The sequence below is a fragment of the Mycolicibacter heraklionensis genome, from assembly GCF_001021505.1.
Classification (GTDB): Bacteria; Actinomycetota; Actinomycetes; order Mycobacteriales; family Mycobacteriaceae; genus Mycobacterium; species Mycobacterium heraklionense.
In genome coordinates, this window is sequence record NZ_LDPO01000008.1 from 118,828 (window position 1) to 136,975 (window position 18,148).

Below are 18,148 nucleotides of genomic sequence, written 5' to 3' on the forward strand. Positions count from 1 at the left end.
CCGCTTAGCATGACGCGATGGGTATCGCCGGGCAGTCATCGGTGCACATCCTGGCCGAGTGGTACCGCCCCGCCATCACCGACGAGCCGCTCGGCCGCAGTATCGCCCGGATCATTGAGACCGCGGCGGCGGTGTCCGCCAGCGGCTCCCCAGTGAGGCTCCGTGCGACCCTGGCCATCCCCGACGACGAGATCGTCTTCGCGGTCTTCGATTCCGCGTCTGAGCAGACAGTTGCGCAGGTGTGCCGGGAGGCGGGCTGCCCGGCTCAGCGGCTGACGGCCGGCATCGATATCCGATTCTGGCGCCGGTCCCCCAAGTTCAGCTGAGCTCGGCCAACTCCAGCCGGGTGTCGCCGTAACGGCGCGAGGGCCACGCTGCCCAACCCTCCGGCCAGCCCACCGCTGGACTGGAGGCGGCCCGCTCGATCACCACGACGGTGCCCGGGACCGCCCAGCCGCCGGCGGTCAACAACCCGGGCAGCGCGTCGATCGCGGCGGCATCGACCTCGTAGGGCGGATCGGCCAGCACCAGATCCACCGGCGTCTCGGTACCCCCGGTCAGCACTGTGGCCACCGTGCCGCGGCGCAGCACTGCACCGGCCAGCCGCAGTGCGGCGATATTGGCGGCCAGCACATCGGCGGCGCGTCGGTCCGATTCGACGAACAGCGCGGACGCCGCGCCCCGCGACAGCGCCTCCAAGCCCAGCGCCCCTGACCCGGCATACAGGTCCAATACCGCCATCCCGGTCAGGTCCATCCGGGAATCCAGCACGTTGAACAGCGCCTCGCGCACCCGATCGGTGGTTGGCCGGGTACCGCGCGGTGGCACGGCGAGGCGTCGTCCACCGGCTGCACCGCCGACGATGCGGGTCAGCTCAGCACCACCAGGAGATCCCCGCCTTCGACCTGCGCGGTCTCGGCAACGGCCACCCGCGCCACCGTCCCGTCGGCCGGCGCGGTGATGGCGGCCTCCATTTTCATCGCCTCGATGGTGGCGACGGTCTGCCCAGCGGTGACCTGATCCCCCTCGGCCACCCCGATGGTGACCACGCCGGCGAACGGTGCGGCGATATGGCCCGGCTTGGTGCGGTCGGCCTTTTCGGCTACCGGCACTTCGCTGGCGATGCTGCGGTCACGCACCTCCACCGGCCGCAGTTGACCGTTGATGATGCACATCACGGTCCGCATGCCGCGCTCATCCGGCTCGGAGATGGCCTCGAGCCCGATCAGCAGCTCTACGCCGCGTTCGAGTCGAACCCGGTGCTCCTCGCCCTGCCTCAGTCCGTAGAAGAACTGGTTTGCCGACAATTGTGAGGTGTCGCCGTAGAGGTCCCGATGCTCCTCGAATTCCTTTGTGGGTCCGGGAAACAGCAGCCGGTTCAGCGTGGCCTGCCGCTTCGGTCCGGTGAGCGTCAACGCAGCCTCGTCGTCGGCGGACAACTGCTGCATCTCGCGCGCCGGCCCCCGTCCGGCTAACGCCTTGGTGCGCAACGGCTCCGGCCATCCACCGGCCGGCTCCCCGAGTTCCCCGCGCAGGAATCCGATCACCGAATCGGGAATGTCCACCCGCGCCGGGTCGGCCGCGAACTCCTCGGCGGTGATGCCGGCGCCGACCAGAGCAAGCGCCAGATCACCGACCACCTTCGAACTCGGGGTGACCTTGATCAATCGACCCAGCACCGCATCAGCTCCGGCGTAGTTCGCTTCGATCTCCTCGAACCGGTCGGCCAGCCCCAGCGCCTTGGCCTGCTGGTGCAGGTTGGACAGCTGACCGCCCGGGATCTCGTGACGGTACACCCGCCCGGTCGGCCCGGCCAGCCCGGACTCGAACGGCGCGTAGACCTTTCGCACCCCTTCCCAGTAGGGCTCCAAGTCACATACCGCCGACAACGACAGGCCGGTGTCGAAATCGGTGTGCGCCGCTGCGGCAACGATCGAGCTCAGCGCGGGCTGACTGGTGGTGCCGGCCAGCGGTGCAGCTGCCCCGTCCACGGCGTCGGCGCCGGCGTGCCAGGCCGCCTCATAGGTAGCCAGCTGCCCACCCGGGGTGTCGTGGGTATGAACGTGGATAGGTAGGTCGAAGCGACTCCGTAGCGCGCTGACCAGCGTGGTGGCTGCGGCGGGGCGCAGCAACCCGGCCATGTCCTTGATGGCCAGCACATGGGCGCCGGCATCCACAATCTCCTCGGCCAGCCGCAGGTAGTAGTCGAGTGTGTAGAGATTCTCCGCAGGGTTTGTCAGGTCGCCCGTGTAGCACATGGCGACTTCGGCTACCGCACTGCCGGTTTCGCGCACTGCGTCGATCGCGGGGCGCATCGAGTCGACGTTGTTGAGCGCATCGAAGATCCGGAAGATGTCAATCCCAGTTGCCGTCGCCTCTTGCACGAACGCCGAACACACCAGCTCCGGATACGGCGTGTAGCCGACGGTGTTGCGGCCCCGCAACAGCATCTGCAGACAGATGTTCGGCAGTGACTCACGCAGCACCGCCAACCGCTCCCACGGATCTTCCTTCAAAAACCGCAGCGCCACATCGTAGGTCGCGCCGCCCCAGCACTCCATCGACAGCAACTGCGGGGTGGTGCGGGCGATGTACGGCGCAACATTGAGCAGGCCCTTGGTGCGCAACCGGGTAGCCAACAGTGACTGATGCGCATCTCGGAAAGTCGTCTCGGTAACCCCGACGGCGGGCGATTCCCGCATCCAACGGGCGAATCCCTCCGGCCCCAGCGCCATCAGTCGTTGCTTGGAGCCCGCCGGCGGCGCAGTCGACAGATCGACCTTGGGCAGCTTGTCGCGCGGGTATACCGCCGAAGGTCGTGCACCGTGGGGCTGATTGACGGTGACGTCGGCCAGGTAAGTCAGGATCTTGGTGCCGCGGTCGGCCGATGCGTGCGAGGTCAACAGTTGCGGGCGTTCATCGATGAACGACGTGGTGATGTGTCCGGCCCGGAAGTCGGGATCGTCGAGCACCGCCTGCAGGAACGGAATGTTCGTCGAAACCCCCCGGATGCGGAATTCGGCGATCGCCCGGCGCGCCCGATTCACGGCGGTGGAAAAGTCCCGGCCTCGGCAGGTCAGTTTGACCAGCATCGAGTCGAAATGCGGGCTGATCTCCGCGCCGAGGTTGGTGCCCCCGTCCAGCCGGATTCCGGCCCCGCCCGGACTGCGGTACGCGGTGATCCGGCCGGTGTCGGGCCGGAAGCCGTTGGCCGGATCCTCGGTGGTGATCCGGCACTGAAGTGCTGCGCCGTGCAAGACGATGTCGTCTTGCCGCAGCCCCAGATCATCGAGGGACTGCCCGGCCGCGACCCGCAGCTGAGACGAGACCAGGTCCACGTCGGTGATCTCCTCAGTGACGGTGTGCTCCACCTGAATCCGCGGATTCATCTCAATGAACACGTAGTTGCCACGTTCGTCGAGCAGGAATTCCACCGTGCCGGCGCAGCTGTAGTCGATATGCCGGGCGAACTTCACGGCGTCGGCGCAGATCTTCTCCCGCAGCACCGGATCCAGGTTCGGAGCCGGCGCCAGCTCGACGACCTTCTGATGCCGGCGCTGGACGCTGCAGTCGCGCTCATACAAATGCACCACGTTGCCATGGGTGTCGGCCAGGATCTGCACTTCGATGTGGCGCGGGTTGATCACCGCCTGTTCGAGGTACACCGTCGCGTCACCGAAAGCTGATTCGGCTTCCCGGCTGGCGGCTTCGATGGCCTCGGCCAGCCCGCCGATCTCGGCCACCCGTCGCATTCCGCGACCGCCCCCACCCGCGACCGCCTTGACGAACAGCGGGAACGACATATCGGCTGCGGCTGACATCAATTCGTCGACCGAACGCGACGGCTCCGATGCCGCCAGCACCGGCAGCCCGGCTTCGCGGGCGGCAGCCACGGCATGCGCCTTGTTGCCGGCCAGCGCCAGTACGGCCGCGCTGGGCCCGACGAAGGTGATGCCGGCATCGGCACACGCTTGCGCCAGGTGGGGATTCTCCGAGAGGAAGCCGTAGCCGGGATAAACCGCATCAGCGCCGCACCGTTTGGCGGTGGCGACGATCGCCTCCACCGACAGGTAGCCGCGTACCGGGTGCCCGGGCTCGCCGATCTGGTAGGACTCGTCGGCTTTGAGCCGGTGCACCGAATTGCGGTCTTCGTAGGCGTAGACCGCCACCGTGTCGATTCCCAGTTCATAGGCGGCGCGAAACGCCCGGATGGCGATCTCTCCGCGGTTGGCGACCAGCAGTTTGGAGATCACAGGGCACCCCTTAAATCAGCGTCAACCAGTAATCCTGAAATCTGATGAATACCAACAGGAATAACGCGATAAACCATAACGCAGTCAGCGTCCACCGCCACCGGTGCAAATGCTGCAAATTCTTGCGTACAGAACCTGACTCGAATGCCATGCCTGCGAATATCACCAGCAGGAACAGCGTGACCGCCCAGACCACCATGCAGTACGGGCACAACGCGCCGATCCGGTAGAGACTCTGGAAGATCAGCCAGTGCACAAACCCGGCTCCCGCCAGCGTGCCGAGCATCAAGCCAGTCCAATACCACTGCGGCAAAGGCACTTTCGTCACCGCCAGCACGCCGGTGACGACCACCACGGTGAAGGCGACAATCCCCATCAGCGGGTTGGGGAAACCCAGCACGGAGGCCTGCGGGGTGACCATCACCGATCCGCAGGACAGCACCGGGTTGAGGTTGCACGACGGCACGTACCCCGAGTCCGTGAGCAGCTTGATCTTCTCGACGGTCAACGTGACCGAGGCGGCCAGCCCGATGACTCCGCCGATGAGCACCGCCCAAGCCCGGGACGCCGCCACCGGCACCGCCTGTTCGGGCGGTTCGACCGCCGAAGCCGTGATGGTCACGACTCCTGGGCCGGTACGTCCATGCCCGGTAGGTCACCGACGATCTCGCGGATCTTGGAGACCAGGGCTTCGGGAGTCGAGGGGCGGTAGTCCTCGCCGTTGATGCGCAGCGTGGGAGTGGCGTGGATGCCGCCGGCCTGGGCCATACCGCCCACCATCTTGAGGTACTTCCCACTGTTGATACACGCCGGAACAGTGCCGGCGGCGCCGGCTTGGCGGGCCAGTTCGATCAGACGCTTGTTGTCGGGAAACTCGGTCCCGATCTCCGACGGCTGCAGCTGCTCGGTGTAGAGCGCGGTGTGGAACCGCCGGAAGGCGTCGTTGTTCTCGTCGGCGACGCAGTAGGCGGCGGCACCGGCGCGCGAGGAGTAGTTGTCGTTCTGCGGCCGGTCCAGGATCGCGACCATGTGGTAGTCCGCGGCGATCGCCCCGCTGTCGATCAGCCGCGACACCGTCGGGCCGAACGCCCGCTCCAGGTTGCCGCAGGCCGGGCAGAGGAAGTCCTCGTAGAAGGTCAGCACGGCCTTGGGTTCATCGGTCCCGTCCTTGGTGACCAGCTTGCTCGAGGTGACCCGGATCGCCTCGCCGGCGCCGGCGCCCTTCTTGTGACCGTTGGACACCACGATGTAGCCGATGAGTCCCACCGCGAAGACCACCACGATGGCGACGAGCCCGATCTGCATAGCGAGGTTGCGTTTCTGGTCGCCGGCCCTCAAGCCGGAGACGCCGGGGCGTTTGGGTTTGCTGGCCACAGTCGGTTGGTCCTCGTCTTCGGTGGTCGGTTTTGCGGTTCAGCGTACCGGCGTGGGCCGGGAGCCTCAGCCGCGGCTGAGGTGGGCGCGCAGTGCCGAGATCAACTCGGAGGTGCCGGTGGCGCTGCCGCCGCCCAGGCCGAACAGATTGATGAAGCCGTGCGTCAGCGACCGCATCCGCCGCAGGTCGACCACCACTCCGGCGTCACGCAGCGCCGCCGCGAACAATTCGCCCTCGTCACGCAGCGGGTCGAAACCGGCGACCACGACCAGCGCGGGCGGCAACCCGGACAGGTCGCCGGCCAGCAACGGCGACACCCGCGGGTCGGTCGGGTCCAGCTTCGAGGTGCCCACGTATTGGCTGGTGAACCATTCGATGTCGTGCTTGGTCAGCAGGAAGCCGTCGCCGAACAGCGTCCGTGAGCGGGTCTGGGCGGTCTGGTCGGTCACCGGGTAGATCAGCCACTGCAGGATGGGCGCCGGTCCCCCCTCATCACGTGCCAGCAGTGCCACCGCGGCGGCCAGGTTGCCGCCGGCGCTGTCCCCACCGACGGCAACCCGTCCCGGGATGCCACCCAGCTCCGCGGCGTGGTCATGGGCCCATCGGAATGCGGCAAAGGCATCGTCGAGCGCCGCCGGTGCGGGATGCTCGGGCGCCAGCCGGTAGTCCACCGAGAGCACCGCGATGTCACCGTCCCGGCAGGTCAACCGGCAGATCGCGTCGTGACTGTCCAGGTTGCCGATCACGAATCCGCCACCGTGGTAGAAGACCAGCAGCGGCTTGGCACCACCACCGACCGGACGGTAGTGCCGGGCGGTGATGTCGCCGGCCGGTCCGGGGAACACGATGTCGCGAACGTCGACGTGGATATCGCCGCCGCCGAGCCCGGCGGTCGTCTCGCGTAGCCGGGCGCGGGAAGCATCCGCGTCGTCGCCGATGACCAAGCCGTTGATGCCCATCGCGCGCTGCGCGGCCAGCGTCAACCGCAGGGTGGGGTCCAACGTCGTGCCGTCGATGGTCACCGACCGTCCGCCGGTCAGCGCCCGCTGTACCCCGATAGGCAGCATCGGAACCGCCTTCATGCCGACGGTCATGAGGGTGCTCCGCAGCTGGTCGGTCCATCGCGCACCCGGTCCGGAACCGGGGTCGCCTGGCAGACTTCGTGTCATGGCTGCTGGAGATAACTTGCGCTCGGTCACGCTCAACGACGGTAATTCCATCCCCAGCGTCGGTTTCGGGGTTTACAAGATTTCGCCCGCCGAGACCGAGCAGGCGGTCAGTACCGCACTTGCGGCCGGATACCGCCACCTCGACACTGCGGCCCTGTACGGAAACGAGCGGGAGATCGGTCGTGCCGTCGCGGCATCAGGGTTGCCGCGCGACCAGGTGTACGTGGTCACCAAGGTGTGGAACTCCGATCAGGGCTACGACTCGACGCTGAGGGCATTCGAGGCGAGCATGGACCGGCTCGGCCTGGAATGCCTGGACCTCTACCTGATCCACTGGCCGTTGCCGGCCCGCGGCAAATTCGTCGAGACCTTCCGGGCGCTGGCCCACCTGCGGGATCAGGGCCGGATCCGCTCGATCGGGGTGAGCAACTTCGCGCCTGAACACCTCGAGACGCTCATCGACGGAACTGGGATCGTGCCTGTCGTCAACCAGGTCGAGCTACATCCGCGCTTCAACCAAGCCGAACTGCGTGAGGTGCACGCTCGCCTCGGGATCGCCACCGAAGCCTGGGCGCCGCTGGGTCGGGGTTCGCTGCTGGCGCATCCGAAGGTCACCGAGGTGGCGCGCCGTTGCGACAAGACACCGGCGCAGGTGCTGATCCGGTGGCATCTCCAACTGGGTAATATTGTGATTCCGAAATCGGTCCACCCGGAGCGCATCGTCGGCAATTTCGACGTCTTCGACTTCGAACTCGGCACAGGAGAGATGGCCGAGATATCCTCGCTTGACGACGGCGCCCGACTGGGACCCGATCCGCGAACCTTCGATTACACAGGTAGGTGAAATGACGTCGGGCACTGCGATCCCTTCGGTCACCCTCAACGACGACCGCACCATGCCGACGCTGGGCATCGGGGTGGCCGAATTGTCCGACGCCGAAACCGAGCGGGCGGTCTCGACCGCGCTCGAGCTGGGCTGCCGGTTGATCGACACCGCCAAGGTGTACGGCAACGAGGCCGCGGTGGGCCGGGCGATCGCCGCATCGGGGATCCCCCGCGATGAGGTGTTCGTCACCACCAAGCTGGCGAACGCCGACCAGGGGCTGACCGCCGCCATCGAAGCCTGCAAGGGAAGCCTGGAGCGGCTCGGAATGGACTATGTGGACCTCTACCTGATCCACTGGCCGGCTCCGTCGCTGGGCATGTACGTCGACAGCTTCGGCGGGCTGATCCAGCTCCGGGAGCTGGGACTGGCCCGGTCCATCGGGGTGTGCAATTTCACCTCGGAAAACCTCGACGACGTGATCGACCTGGCGTTCGAGACGCCGTCGGTCAACCAGATCGAGCTGCACCCGCTGCTCAACCAGGCGGAGCTGCGTGCCGCCAACGCCGAGCGCGGCATCGTCACGGAGGCTTACAGCCCGCTGGCGGTGGGCCGGTTGCTCGACCATCCGACGGTGACGGCTATCGCCGGCGAGTACGGCAAGACCCCGGCGCAGGTGCTGATCCGGTGGAGTCTGCAACTGGGCAACGTGGTGATCCCCCGGTCGGCCCAGCCGGAGCGCATCGCGGCCAACCTCGACGTGTTCGGCTTCGAGCTGGCCGACGAGCACATGGCGAGCCTGGGCGGGCTCAATGACGGCACTCGGGTGCGGGAAGACCCGCTGACCTACGCCGGTATCTGATTCCGTCCGCGCGACTAACCGGTCGGGCAGGTGGCCGCGGCCTCGCGCAGCACGTCGGCTGACGGCTGATCGAGCCGCAGTGCGTAGCCCCGCAGGACCGCTAGGTAGGCGACGGCGTACTGGCAGGCGAACGATCTGTTCGGCGGCATCCACTGCCCCGGGCCGGCGTCGCCCTTGTCCTGGTTGCCCTGCCCGGCGACCGCCAGCAGGTTGGCGGGGTCGTTGGCGAAGCGCAACCGCTGGCGATACGGCCAGGCGGAGGCACCCATGTCCCAGGCGTAGGCCAGCGGCACGATGTGGTCGATCTGCACCGCCTCACCGACCTTCGCGCCGCGGGTGAAGGCGACGACGGCGTTGGTGTAAGGGTCATGCAGGGTTCCGCTGGCCACCGCGCCGGCGCAGCGTTTGGTCGACACGTGGGTGATGTCCACGAGATCGCGGTTCAGGATGTCGTCGCGGGTGTCGCAACCGTTGTGTCCGCCCGGTGCGTCGTTGTCGTCATCCCAGGCGTCGCCGAACAGCGAGCGACGGTAGTCGTAGCGGTGGGTGCGGGCCGGAACCACCGTGATGCCGGCCAGGACATCGGTGCCGGGCGCCACGATGGGCATGCCCGCCTGCGCGGCCAGGGCACGGCTGCGATGCCCCACTGCAGACACCGTCTGGTAGGCCACCAGTACGGCGAGCACCGCCGCCACGGCCAGCCACAGCAGGGTCTTGCGATTCGGGTTCATGCCTTGTCCAGGTACTCGATGTCGGTGAACTGCGCAGCGAGCGCCGTTGGGCCCGGATCACCCGGGTTGGCTGCGAAGGCCCTGTCGCACCACGCCCTGGCCGCCTCGATGACCTCGCCGTGGTCGGCCAGTGACAACAACTTCAGGCCACCGCGCCAACCGGATTGGTTGCGGCCCAGCACATCTCCTTCACCGCGCTCCCGCAGATCCAGATCGGCCAGCGCGAACCCGTCCAGCGTGCCGGCCACGGCCTCCAGTCGCTTGCCGGCCCGGGAGCCCTCGGCGGCCGCGGTGACCAGCAGGCACAGGCTGGCGTGCTCGCCACGCCCGATCCGTCCGCGCAGCTGGTGCAGCTGGCTGATGCCGAACCGGTCGGCATCGGCCACCACCATCACCGTCGCGTTCGGCACATCGACGCCCACCTCGATCACGGTGGTGCACACCAGCACGTCCACCGTCCCCGCTCGGAACGCGCTCATCACCGCGTCCTTCTCGTCAGCGGACAACCGGCCATGCATCAAACCGAGCCGCAATCCGGCCAGCGGCCCGGCTCCCAGGCGCTGGTAGAGGTCTACCGCCGTCGCCGACGGGCGGGCCTCGCCCTGCTCTTGTTCACCGGCCTGCGCAGATTCGTCGGTCTCATCGATGCGCGGCGCCACCACATATGCCTGCCGGCCGGCTGCGACCTCCTCGCGGATGCGCTGCCAGGCCCGCTGCAGCCAGGCCGGTTTGGACTTTTCGAAGATCACCGAGGACCGGATCGGCTGGCGCCCACGGGGCAGCTCACGCAGCGTGGAAGTCTCCAGATCGCCGTAGACGGTCAGCGCGACGGTCCGCGGGATCGGCGTGGCGGTCATCACCAGCAGATGCGGGGTGATGCCCTCGGGCGCCTTGGCGCGCAATTGGTCTCGCTGTTCCACGCCGAAGCGATGCTGCTCGTCGATGACCACCATGCCCAGGTTGTGAAACGCCACGGCGTCCTGCAGCAGGGCATGCGTACCGACCACGATCCCGGCTGTGCCGCTGGTGATCTCAGCACGGACCTGCTTCTTGGCGGGCGCCGACATCGACCCGGTGAGCAACGCCACCGCGGTGGCGTTGTCCGCGCCGCCGAGCTGTCCCCCCAGGGCCAGCGGTCCGAGCATGTCTCGAATCGACCGGACATGCTGGGCGGCAAGCACTTCGGTCGGAGCAAGCAGCGCGCACTGATAACCCGCGTCGACCATCTGCAGCATCGCCAGCAGTGCCACGATCGTCTTACCGGAACCGACTTCGCCCTGAAGCATCCGGTTCATCGGGCGGGTTGCGGCCAGTTCAGATCGCAATACACCGAGCACTTCTTGCTGACCTGCTGTCAGCTCGAAGGGCAGCCGCGCCGCCATTTCCGCGGCCAACCCGTCGGTACGGGCCGGGGCCGGCGGCCCGGACTCGGAGAGCTCGCCGTTGCGGCGGATAGCCAGCGCCCACTGCAGCCCGACCGCCTCGTCGAAGGTCAGTCGCTCCCGGGCCCGCGCCCGCTGGGCAGCGCTCTCGGCCAAGTGGATCGCGCGAAGCGCCTCGTCCTCGCCGATCAGGCCGCGTTCGGCCAGCAATGCGGCCGGCAGCGGATCCGGTACTGGGTCGAGCACTTCGAGAACCTGTCGCACACAGGCGAAGATGTCCCAGCTCTGCAATTTGGTGCTGGCCGGGTAGATCGGATAGCAGGCCCGTTCGAACTCCGACTGCAGCACTTCGCCGCTGATCGCCTGAGACGCATCGGCGATGTTGCGCAGCGAGTCACTGCCGAAGTTGTCCTTGTCCGGCGCGTCCAGGATGAGGAAGTCGGGATGGGTCAGTTGCAGCTTGCGCTTGAAATAGCCCACCTCGCCGGACAGCATCACCCGGGTCCCGGGGGTGAGTTTGTATTTCAGGCCGCGCGCGTTGAAGAACGTGGCGCTGACCTTTTTCTGGCCGCTGCCCAGGGTGATCACCAGGTATTCGTTGGGTCGCCGGCCCGGCTGAGTCCTCATCGGTTTGGCCACGGCGGTGGCAATGGTGTCGACCAGCGTGATGTGTTCGCCTTCGAGCGCCTGGGCGTCGTCGAGGCCGCGTTTCGTTGCGCCCTCGACGTAGCTGCGCGGGTAGTGCCGCAGCAGGTCGTCGACGGTACGGATGCCGAAGAACTCGTCGAGTTTGCCGGCGGCATCAGAACCCACCACGCAGTCCAGCCGGTCGGCCAACGTGACCATCGCTACTCGACCCCGATCAGCAGCGCGTCCCCCCGATGGCCGGTGAAGTAGGTCGCCAGTTCGGTTCCCGGGTGCTGATCGTGCACGTGCCGGGCCAAGACATCCATGATCTCCCCATCGAAACCGGCCCCGAACAACACCGTCACCAGCTCACCGCCGGCCGCCAGCAGCAGATCGATCAGACCGATCGCCGCCGCGCCGACATCGCGGGCCACGATCAGAACCTCGTCGCCGGCGATGCCCAGGCCGTCACCCGGCTGGCAGGCACCGGCCCAGGTCAGCGCCTGTTCGGTAGCCACCCGGACCGATCCGAGCCGGGTGCTGCCGGCTGCCCGGGCCATGGTGTAGCCGTCATCGACCACCGGCCGGCCCGGATCGTGAACCGCCAGGGCGGACAATCCCTGCACCATCGAGCCAGTCGGCACCGGCACCACGTCGATACCCCAGCCGATGGCCGCCGTACAGCCCGCCACCAACTCCTCGGCGGCGACATAGCCGTTGGGCAGCAGCATCACCTGGGCTGCGCCGGTGTCCACCACCGCCCGCAACAGCTGCTGGGCGGTGACCATCATGACCGGCTCGGCACTGTGCGGGTCGGGCCGCAGCACGCAGGCGCCTTCGGAGTCGAACAGCACCTCGGCGCCGTCGCCGTCGACCACGGCCAGCACCGCACGCTCCCGTGCCCAGCTGCCCGGGGACGGGCCGGTGGCCCCGGCCAGGGCCGAGATCTGGATCCGTCGCGGCCGGCCGAAGGCCAGGCCGGCCTCAACGGCCGCACCGGCGTCGTCGGTATGGACGTGCACGGAATACCCGCCGACCACCCCCGAGGTCGCGATCGCGACCGAGTCGCCGAGCTGGGTCAGCCGTTCACGCAGGGCTTCGGTGTCTTCGGGGCTGCACTCGCCGAGGAGGTACATCACCTCGAACTGCGGCGCGGGTGCCTCGGTGCCCGCTTCCGGCGGCCGGGGCCGGGGAGACGGTTGATACACCGCGCGAACCGGCGCCTGTCCGGTGATCGTCGAGCGCAGCGCGTCGAGCAGCACCAGTAGCCCGCGGCCGCCCGCGTCGACCACCCCGGCCTCGGCGAGCACGTCAAGCTGTGCGGTGGTCGCCTCCAGCGCCTCGGCCGCCGCATCGGTGCCGGCCACCAGCGCCGGGCCCAACTCGGCCCCCTGCGCCGCGCTCCGCTCGACGGCTGCGGCGGCAGCCTGCAGCACCGACACGATGGTGCCAGGGACCTCCCGGCCGCCCATCGAGGTGATCACCAGCTCGACCCCGTGCCGCAGACCGGCGCCCAGCAGCGCGGCGTCGATGACGCTGACTACCGTGTCGGCCGCGGTCACATCGGCCAGGCCGCGCAGGATCTGCGACAGAATCACCCCGGAGTTGCCGCGCGCACCGTGCAACGCCCCGGATGACAGCGCGGCCGCGACCCGGCCCACTTGGCCCGAGCCGGCCTCGGTGTTGGCCTCAGCCAGGGCCGAACGCATGGTGAACAGCATGTTGGTTCCGGTGTCGGAATCGGCGACCGGGAACACGTTGAGCTGGTTGATCTCGTCGGTGTGGGTGATCAGGTCTCCGACGGCAGTGTGTGCCCAGTCCCGCAGGGTCGCCGCATCCAGCCGACGATCGGGGTTGCCCACCTCCACCCACCTTCCTGCCGCCACCTCCGGTGGCCGCAAGCCTAATCACTCCCGGCGACAGCACAGGTCACGTACGTCCGGCCGGAATGGGGCGTTTTGGTGGTTGCCCCGCCGGGCGGGTATCCTGATCAGGTTGTCGGGCCACCCGCTGAGGTCGTTGGCCCTCAAGCAGACGTTTTGAGGAGTGTCACATATGGCTGCCGTGTGCGATATCTGCGGAAAGGGCCCCGGCTTCGGCAAGTCGGTGTCCCACTCGCACCGTCGGACCAGCCGCCGGTGGGACCCGAACGTTCAGGTCGTGCACGCCGCTCGTCCCGGCGGCAACAAGCAGCGCCTGAACGCCTGCACCTCGTGCATCAAGGCCGGCAAGGTCTCCCGCGGCTGAGTCCGCTCTTTAGACCGCGTGGCGGGACACCCGTCCCTCCTACGCCGGTGTGCGCGACTGCCTGAGCCGTATTACTCCAGTCGCCAGTCGATCGGCTCGGCGCCCATCTGCGCCAGCAGCTCGTTGGCGCGACTGAACGGCCGCGATCCGAAGAACCCGCGCGACGCCGACAGCGGCGACGGGTGCGGTGACTCGATCGCGACGCAGGTGTCCGACAGCATCGGCTTGAGCGTGCCCGCGTCGCGTCCCCACAGGATCGCCACCATCGGCTGACTGCGGGCCACCAACGCGCGGATCGCACATTCGGTGACGGCCTCCCAGCCCTTGCCGCGATGTGATGCCGGGGTGCCCGGCCGCACGGTGAGCACCCTGTTGAGCAGCAGCACGCCTCGCTGCGCCCACACGGACAGATCGCCGTTGGACGGCTTCGGATAGCCCAGATCCGCGGTGTACTCGGTGAAGATGTTCTCCAGACTGCGCGGCAGCGGGCGCACGTGCGGAGCGACCGAGAAGCTCAGACCCACCGCATGACCGGGCGTCGGGTACGGGTCCTGTCCGACGATCAGCACGCGGACCTGGTCGAAGGGAAAGGTGAACGCGCGCAGTACGTTTTTCCCCTCCGGCAGATAGCGATGTCCGGCCGCGACCTCCTCCCGCAGAAACTGTCCCATCGAAGCGACCTGATCGGTCACCGGCGCCAGCGCACTGGCCCAACCGCTTTCGACAAGTTCAGGAAGTGGACGCGCAGTCATGGTGTCTCAACGTAATGGGGCGCCGGAATCAAACGACTGCCAGCCCGCCTCCCCGTCCCACACCGCCCCGTCGACCAGCACCCGCGCCGGCCCCGCCAGCACCTGCCCAATGGCCCGCCAACCGGAGGGCACCACACCAGAGAACGCGGCGACCAGGGCATGGTCTTCTCCCCCGCCCAGCACCCACGACCACGCATCGGCACCGACGGCGGCAGCCGCGGGGGCCACGGCACGGTAATCGGGCTCCAGCGCCGCCGTGGACACGTCCAACGTCACCTGCGACGCGGCGGCCAGGTGCCCCAGATCGGCGATCAGGCCGTCGGAGACATCGGTCATTGCCTGCGCCCCCGCGTCGGCCGCCGCCGTGCCCTGCCCGTACGGCGGCTCCGGGACCAGATGCCGCCGCCTCAGCTCCGCAAATTCCGCTGAGCCCACGCCGTCACTGCACAGCCGCAGCCCCGCCGCCGAGCGGCCCAGCTCCCCGGCCACCGCCAGCGTCGCCCCGGGCCGCGCTCCAGACCGCAGCACCGCCATCCGACCGCCCAGGTCCCCCAGCGCCGTCACCGACACCACCCAGCAGTCGGCCTGGACCAGATCACCACCGGCCACGCCCGCCCCCAGGCGCTCCGCCTCGGCCCACATCCCGTCGGCCAGTGCGGCGGCGTCGGCGGCAGGAGTTCGGGCCGGCGCACCGAAACCGACGACGAACGCGGTGGGGCGCGCACCCATCGCCTCGATATCGGCCGCGTTCTGCGCGATCGCCTTGCGCCCGACCTGCTGTGGGGTTGACCAGTCCAGCCGGAAGTGCCGGCCTTCCACCAGCATGTCGGTGGACACCACGGCCCGGCCGTCGGCGCACTGCACCACCGCCGCATCGTCCCCGGGGCCCAGCTGCGTGGTGGCGGGCTGACGTCGCCCGCCCACCAGCCGGTCGATCATGGGAAACTCTCCAAGCTGACCCAGCGTGGGCTCGTTACCGCGCACAGCCTGGAGTGTAGGTGTGATCAGAACGGTAGGCGGGCCTTGACCAATCCGGAGAACGACGCGGACGGACCGCCGCGACTCGCGCTGATCGTTGCACTGGTGGTCGCCATCGCCGCGGTATTGGCGGCGCTGACGGTCGCCGCGCTCCACCAGCCGGGCAAGCGACCGGCTGCACCGGTCCCGGTCGCGACAGTGCCGGCCCCGCACGCCGACAGCGCGGACTGCCGTGCCATCCTCGACGCGCTGCCGCCACAGCTGGGCGACTACCAGCGCGCCGAGCTCGCCGCACCGGCGCCGCAGGGCGCCGCGGCCTGGACCGCCGACGACGGCGAGGCGGTGGTGCTGCGCTGCGGGCTGGACCGGCCGGCCGACTTCGTGGTGGGCTCACCCATCCAGGTGGTCGATCACGTGCAGTGGTTCGAGGTCCGCGAAGGCGAGCGCGCCACCTGGTATGTGGTGGACCGGAAGATCTATCTGGCGCTGACACTGCCGCCGGGGTCAGGGCCCACGCCGATTCAGGAGGTGTCGGATCTGATCGCCGAGACCGTGGACGCGGTGCCGATCAGGCCGGGCCCACCGGCCTAGTGAACGTGCGCAAAAACGCTTGCGCCCGCGGCGTGTCGGCCGGGGACACGCACACTCGCTGCAAAAGGGGCTAACGCAATCCGACCCCGCGGGCCAGGGCGGTGTCGACCATCGTCGCCAGCAGCGTTGGGTAGTCGACGCCGCTGGCCGACCACATCCGCGGGTACATCGAGATCATGGTGAACCCGGGCATGGTGTTGATCTCGTTGATCACCGGGCCGGCATCGGTCAGGAAGAAGTCCACCCGGGCCAGCCCTTGGCAGTCCAGCGCGGCGAACGCCCGAATCGCCAACTGCTGCACGGCTTCGGCGACCTCGTCGGCGATCTTGGCGGGCACGTCGAGTTCGGCCGCATCGTCGAGGTACTTGGTGGCGAAGTCGTAGAACGAGTCGTCACGGTCAGCCACGCCGGCCACCCGGATCTCCCCCACCGTGCTGGCGGCCACCGTGCCGTCGGGGAACTCCAGTACCCCGCATTCGATTTCCCGGCCGACGATCGCGGCCTCGACAATGACCTTCGGGTCGTGCCGGCGTGCCTCGGCGATCGCTGCGGGCAGCTCGTCGTACGACGTCACCCGGCTGACCCCGATCGAGGACCCGCCGCGCGCGGGTTTGACGAACAGCGGCAGCCCCAGCCGCTCCCGATCGTCGATGGACAAGGTCTGCTGGGCGGCCCGCAACACCGCGTAGGGGCCGATCGGCAGGCCGTCGGCGGCCAGCAGCTTCTTGGTGAACTCCTTGTCCATGCCCGCCGCGCTGGCCAGCACGCCGGCACCGACATACGGCACCCCGGCCAACTCCAGCAGTCCCTGCACGGTGCCGTCCTCGCCGTAGGGGCCGTGCAGCACCGGAAACACCACGTCGACCGACTCCAGCACCTCTGCGGGCCCGGCAGCGGAGAACGCGACCAGCTGACCGGCCCGCTGCGGGTCGGCCGCCAGCGCCAGTTCGGCGCCCGAGGCCGCACTGACCGCCGGCAGTTGCCGGTCGGTGATCGCCAGCGTTTCCGGGTCACCGTCGGTGAGCACCCACGCCCCCTCCGGGGTGATGCCTACTGCGACGACCTCGAAGCGTTGCGGGTCCAGGTTGCGCAGGATGCTGCCCGCCGAGACGCAGGAGATGGCGTGCTCGCTACTGCGGCCACCGAAGACGACGGCCACGCGGGTGCGTTCGTGGGAATTCACACGCCAGAGGGTACCGGGCGGTTAGCGAGCCTCGACGGAGGAGAGGCGAAGCTGGACCGCCCCATAAACCCGGGCGGTTAGCGAGCCTCGACGGAGGAGAGGCGAAGCTGGACCGCCCCATCAAACGGGCGCGGCTCACTCCGGTTTGGTGCGACGGCCCAGCAGCAGCGCCACCGCCTCGCTGACCGACGAACCCTTGTGACAGACCCGGTGCACGGCGTCGGTCAGCGGCATCTCCACGTCGTAGCTCGAGGCCAGCGCCAGCACCGACTGGCACGACGTCACCCCTTCGACCACATGGCCGTCTGTGGTGCTCGACAGCCCCGTCGACCCGGGTACCGGCGGCATCTCCTCGCCCCGGCCGAGCCGCTCGCCGAACGAGCGGTTGCGCGAATGCGGCGATGTGCAGGTGGCCACCAAATCGCCCACGCCGGCCAGGCCGGCCAGGGTGGCGCCCTTGGCGCCCAGCGCGACTCCCAGGCGAATGATCTCGGCCAGGCCCCGGGTGATGATGGCGGCCGCCGTGTTCTCACCCAAGCCCACTCCGGCCGCCATTCCGCAGGCCAACGCGATGACGTTCTTGCAGGCGCCGCCGATCTCGGTGCCGATGACGTCGGCGTTGGTGTAAGGCCGGAAGTAGCCGGTGTTGAGCATCCGCTGCAGCGCCACCGCCCGGCCGGAGTCAGTGCAGGCGACCACGGTGGCCGCGGGCTGCCCGGCGGCGATCTCCGCCGCCAGGTTGGGACCGGACACCACCGCGACCTGACCGGGGTCGAATCCCGTCACCGCCGCGATCACCTGGCTCATCCGCATCAGCGTGCCCAGTTCGATGCCCTTGGCGACGCTCACCAGGGTGGCGCTGTCGGTCAGGTGCGGCGTCCATGCCTGCAGGTTGGCCCGCATGGTCTGCGCCGGCACGGCCAGCACCACGGTGGTCAAGCCGTCCAGCGCCTCGGCCGGATCACTGGTGGCGCGTACCGCGTCCGGTACCGCGAAGCCCGGCAGGTAGGCGGGGTTGTGTCGCGTGTCGTTGATCTGCGCGGCGATGTCGGGCCGGCGTGCCCAGAGCCTGACTTCGCTGCCGGCGTCGGCGAGCACCTTGGCCAGAGCCGTGCCCCACGCACCCGCGCCCATCACCGCGACCGTGCCCTCGGTGCCGACCATCGCACACCACC

Annotated in this window: 17 protein-coding genes; 5 read left to right on the forward strand and 12 right to left on the reverse strand. The window is 68.6% G+C overall.

What is annotated here, in order from left to right; all coding sequences use genetic code 11:
- Window positions 1-17 precede the first annotated feature (17 nt).
- Window positions 18-326 (forward strand): hypothetical protein, encoded by a 309-nt coding sequence (locus ABW16_RS11765; RefSeq protein WP_047319344.1) that lies wholly within the window; start codon window positions 18-20, stop codon window positions 324-326.
- Here the strand turns inward: ABW16_RS11765 and rsmD are convergent.
- From rsmD to ABW16_RS11790, 5 genes are all read right to left on the reverse strand, one after another.
- On the reverse strand, window positions 319-873 hold the full coding sequence (gene rsmD, locus ABW16_RS11770) for a 16S rRNA (guanine(966)-N(2))-methyltransferase RsmD (RefSeq protein WP_082134075.1): 555 nt from the start codon (window positions 871-873) through the stop codon (window positions 319-321). The two genes, ABW16_RS11765 and rsmD, sit on opposite strands and share 8 nt — an antisense overlap.
- The gene (locus tag ABW16_RS11775) at window positions 870-4,253 is read right to left on the reverse strand and encodes a pyruvate carboxylase (RefSeq protein ID WP_047319346.1); all 3,384 of its coding nucleotides are present in this window, start codon (window positions 4,251-4,253) and stop codon (window positions 870-872) included. The genes rsmD and ABW16_RS11775 overlap by 4 nt, the downstream gene beginning before the upstream one ends.
- 10 nt (window positions 4,254-4,263) lie before the next feature.
- Window positions 4,264-4,875, reverse strand: a complete 612-nt coding sequence (locus ABW16_RS11780; protein ID WP_052956869.1) for a vitamin K epoxide reductase family protein — start codon at window positions 4,873-4,875, stop codon at window positions 4,264-4,266.
- The gene (locus ABW16_RS11785; protein WP_047319347.1) at window positions 4,872-5,627 is read right to left on the reverse strand and encodes a DsbA family protein; all 756 of its coding nucleotides are present in this window, start codon (window positions 5,625-5,627) and stop codon (window positions 4,872-4,874) included. The genes ABW16_RS11780 and ABW16_RS11785 overlap by 4 nt, the downstream gene beginning before the upstream one ends.
- Before the next feature lie 66 nt (window positions 5,628-5,693).
- Window positions 5,694-6,797, reverse strand: coding sequence for an alpha/beta hydrolase (locus ABW16_RS11790; RefSeq protein WP_047319348.1), 1,104 nt, complete (start codon window positions 6,795-6,797; stop codon window positions 5,694-5,696).
- On the opposite strand from ABW16_RS11790, the gene ABW16_RS11795 reads away from it, so the two are divergent.
- Complete coding sequence (locus tag ABW16_RS11795; protein ID WP_200900652.1) at window positions 6,796-7,641, forward strand: aldo/keto reductase; 846 nt, start codon at window positions 6,796-6,798, stop codon at window positions 7,639-7,641. The genes ABW16_RS11790 and ABW16_RS11795 overlap by 2 nt on opposite strands.
- A gap of 1 nt (window position 7,642) precedes the next feature.
- Window positions 7,643-8,482 carry an aldo/keto reductase gene (locus ABW16_RS11800; RefSeq protein ID WP_047319349.1) on the forward strand — a complete coding sequence of 280 codons (840 nt, stop codon included), beginning with the start codon at window positions 7,643-7,645 and terminating at the stop codon, window positions 8,480-8,482.
- A 14-nt stretch (window positions 8,483-8,496) separates the two neighbouring features.
- On the opposite strand, the gene ABW16_RS11805 is transcribed toward ABW16_RS11800, so the two are convergent.
- The 3 genes from ABW16_RS11805 to ABW16_RS11815 are packed head-to-tail and all read right to left on the reverse strand — an operon-like array spanning window position 8,497 to window position 13,084.
- Window positions 8,497-9,213 carry an HNH endonuclease family protein gene (locus ABW16_RS11805; RefSeq protein WP_047319350.1) on the reverse strand — a complete coding sequence of 239 codons (717 nt, stop codon included), beginning with the start codon at window positions 9,211-9,213 and terminating at the stop codon, window positions 8,497-8,499.
- Window positions 9,210-11,441 carry an ATP-dependent DNA helicase RecG gene (gene recG / locus ABW16_RS11810; RefSeq protein ID WP_047319351.1) on the reverse strand — a complete coding sequence of 744 codons (2,232 nt, stop codon included), beginning with the start codon at window positions 11,439-11,441 and terminating at the stop codon, window positions 9,210-9,212. Before recG ends, ABW16_RS11805 begins: the two co-directional genes overlap by 4 nt.
- Before the next feature lie 2 nt (window positions 11,442-11,443).
- On the reverse strand, window positions 11,444-13,084 hold the full coding sequence (locus ABW16_RS11815; protein ID WP_047319430.1) for a DAK2 domain-containing protein: 1,641 nt from the start codon (window positions 13,082-13,084) through the stop codon (window positions 11,444-11,446).
- A gap of 193 nt (window positions 13,085-13,277) precedes the next feature.
- Between ABW16_RS11815 and rpmB the strand changes: the two genes are divergently transcribed.
- Window positions 13,278-13,469, forward strand: a complete 192-nt coding sequence (gene rpmB / locus ABW16_RS11820) for a 50S ribosomal protein L28 (RefSeq protein ID WP_047319352.1) — start codon at window positions 13,278-13,280, stop codon at window positions 13,467-13,469.
- Window positions 13,470-13,540: 71 nt separating this feature from the next.
- On the opposite strand, the gene ABW16_RS11825 is transcribed toward rpmB, so the two are convergent.
- The gene (locus ABW16_RS11825) at window positions 13,541-14,221 is read right to left on the reverse strand and encodes a uracil-DNA glycosylase (RefSeq protein ID WP_047319353.1); all 681 of its coding nucleotides are present in this window, start codon (window positions 14,219-14,221) and stop codon (window positions 13,541-13,543) included.
- A gap of 6 nt (window positions 14,222-14,227) precedes the next feature.
- Entirely contained in the window at window positions 14,228-15,205 is a 978-nt protein-coding gene (locus ABW16_RS11830; RefSeq protein ID WP_268768034.1) for a thiamine-phosphate kinase, read from the reverse strand.
- A 39-nt stretch (window positions 15,206-15,244) separates the two neighbouring features.
- On the opposite strand from ABW16_RS11830, the gene ABW16_RS11835 reads away from it, so the two are divergent.
- A complete protein-coding gene (locus ABW16_RS11835; RefSeq protein ID WP_052956870.1) occupies window positions 15,245-15,790 on the forward strand; it encodes a DUF3515 domain-containing protein in 546 nt (181 codons plus the stop codon).
- Window positions 15,791-15,860: 70 nt separating this feature from the next.
- Here the strand turns inward: ABW16_RS11835 and ABW16_RS11840 are convergent, their stop codons facing one another.
- A complete protein-coding gene (locus tag ABW16_RS11840) occupies window positions 15,861-16,973 on the reverse strand; it encodes a D-alanine--D-alanine ligase family protein (RefSeq protein ID WP_047319354.1) in 1,113 nt (370 codons plus the stop codon).
- A 135-nt stretch (window positions 16,974-17,108) separates the two neighbouring features.
- Window positions 17,109-18,137 carry an NAD(P)H-dependent glycerol-3-phosphate dehydrogenase gene (locus tag ABW16_RS11845; RefSeq protein ID WP_047319355.1) on the reverse strand — a complete coding sequence of 343 codons (1,029 nt, stop codon included), beginning with the start codon at window positions 18,135-18,137 and terminating at the stop codon, window positions 17,109-17,111.
- Window positions 18,138-18,148: the final 11 nt, after the last annotated feature.

Bases quoted from the DNA above. Each gene is read 5' to 3' on its own strand.
- ABW16_RS11765 (WP_047319344.1), top strand. From the start codon at position 18: ATGGGTATCGCCGGGCAGTCATCGGTGCACATCCTGGCCGAGTGGTAC.
- ABW16_RS11795 (WP_200900652.1), top strand. From the start codon at position 6,796: ATGGCTGCTGGAGATAACTTGCGCTCGGTCACGCTCAACGACGGTAAT.
- ABW16_RS11790 (WP_047319348.1), bottom strand. From the start codon at position 6,797: ATGACACGAAGTCTGCCAGGCGACCCCGGTTCCGGACCGGGTGCGCGA.
- ABW16_RS11800 (WP_047319349.1), top strand. From the start codon at position 7,643: ATGACGTCGGGCACTGCGATCCCTTCGGTCACCCTCAACGACGACCGC.
- ABW16_RS11805 (WP_047319350.1), bottom strand. From the start codon at position 9,213: ATGAACCCGAATCGCAAGACCCTGCTGTGGCTGGCCGTGGCGGCGGTG.
- recG (WP_047319351.1), bottom strand. From the start codon at position 11,441: ATGGTCACGTTGGCCGACCGGCTGGACTGCGTGGTGGGTTCTGATGCC.
- rpmB (WP_047319352.1), top strand. From the start codon at position 13,278: ATGGCTGCCGTGTGCGATATCTGCGGAAAGGGCCCCGGCTTCGGCAAG.
- ABW16_RS11825 (WP_047319353.1), bottom strand. From the start codon at position 14,221: ATGACTGCGCGTCCACTTCCTGAACTTGTCGAAAGCGGTTGGGCCAGT.
- ABW16_RS11845 (WP_047319355.1), bottom strand. From the start codon at position 18,137: ATGGTCGGCACCGAGGGCACGGTCGCGGTGATGGGCGCGGGTGCGTGG.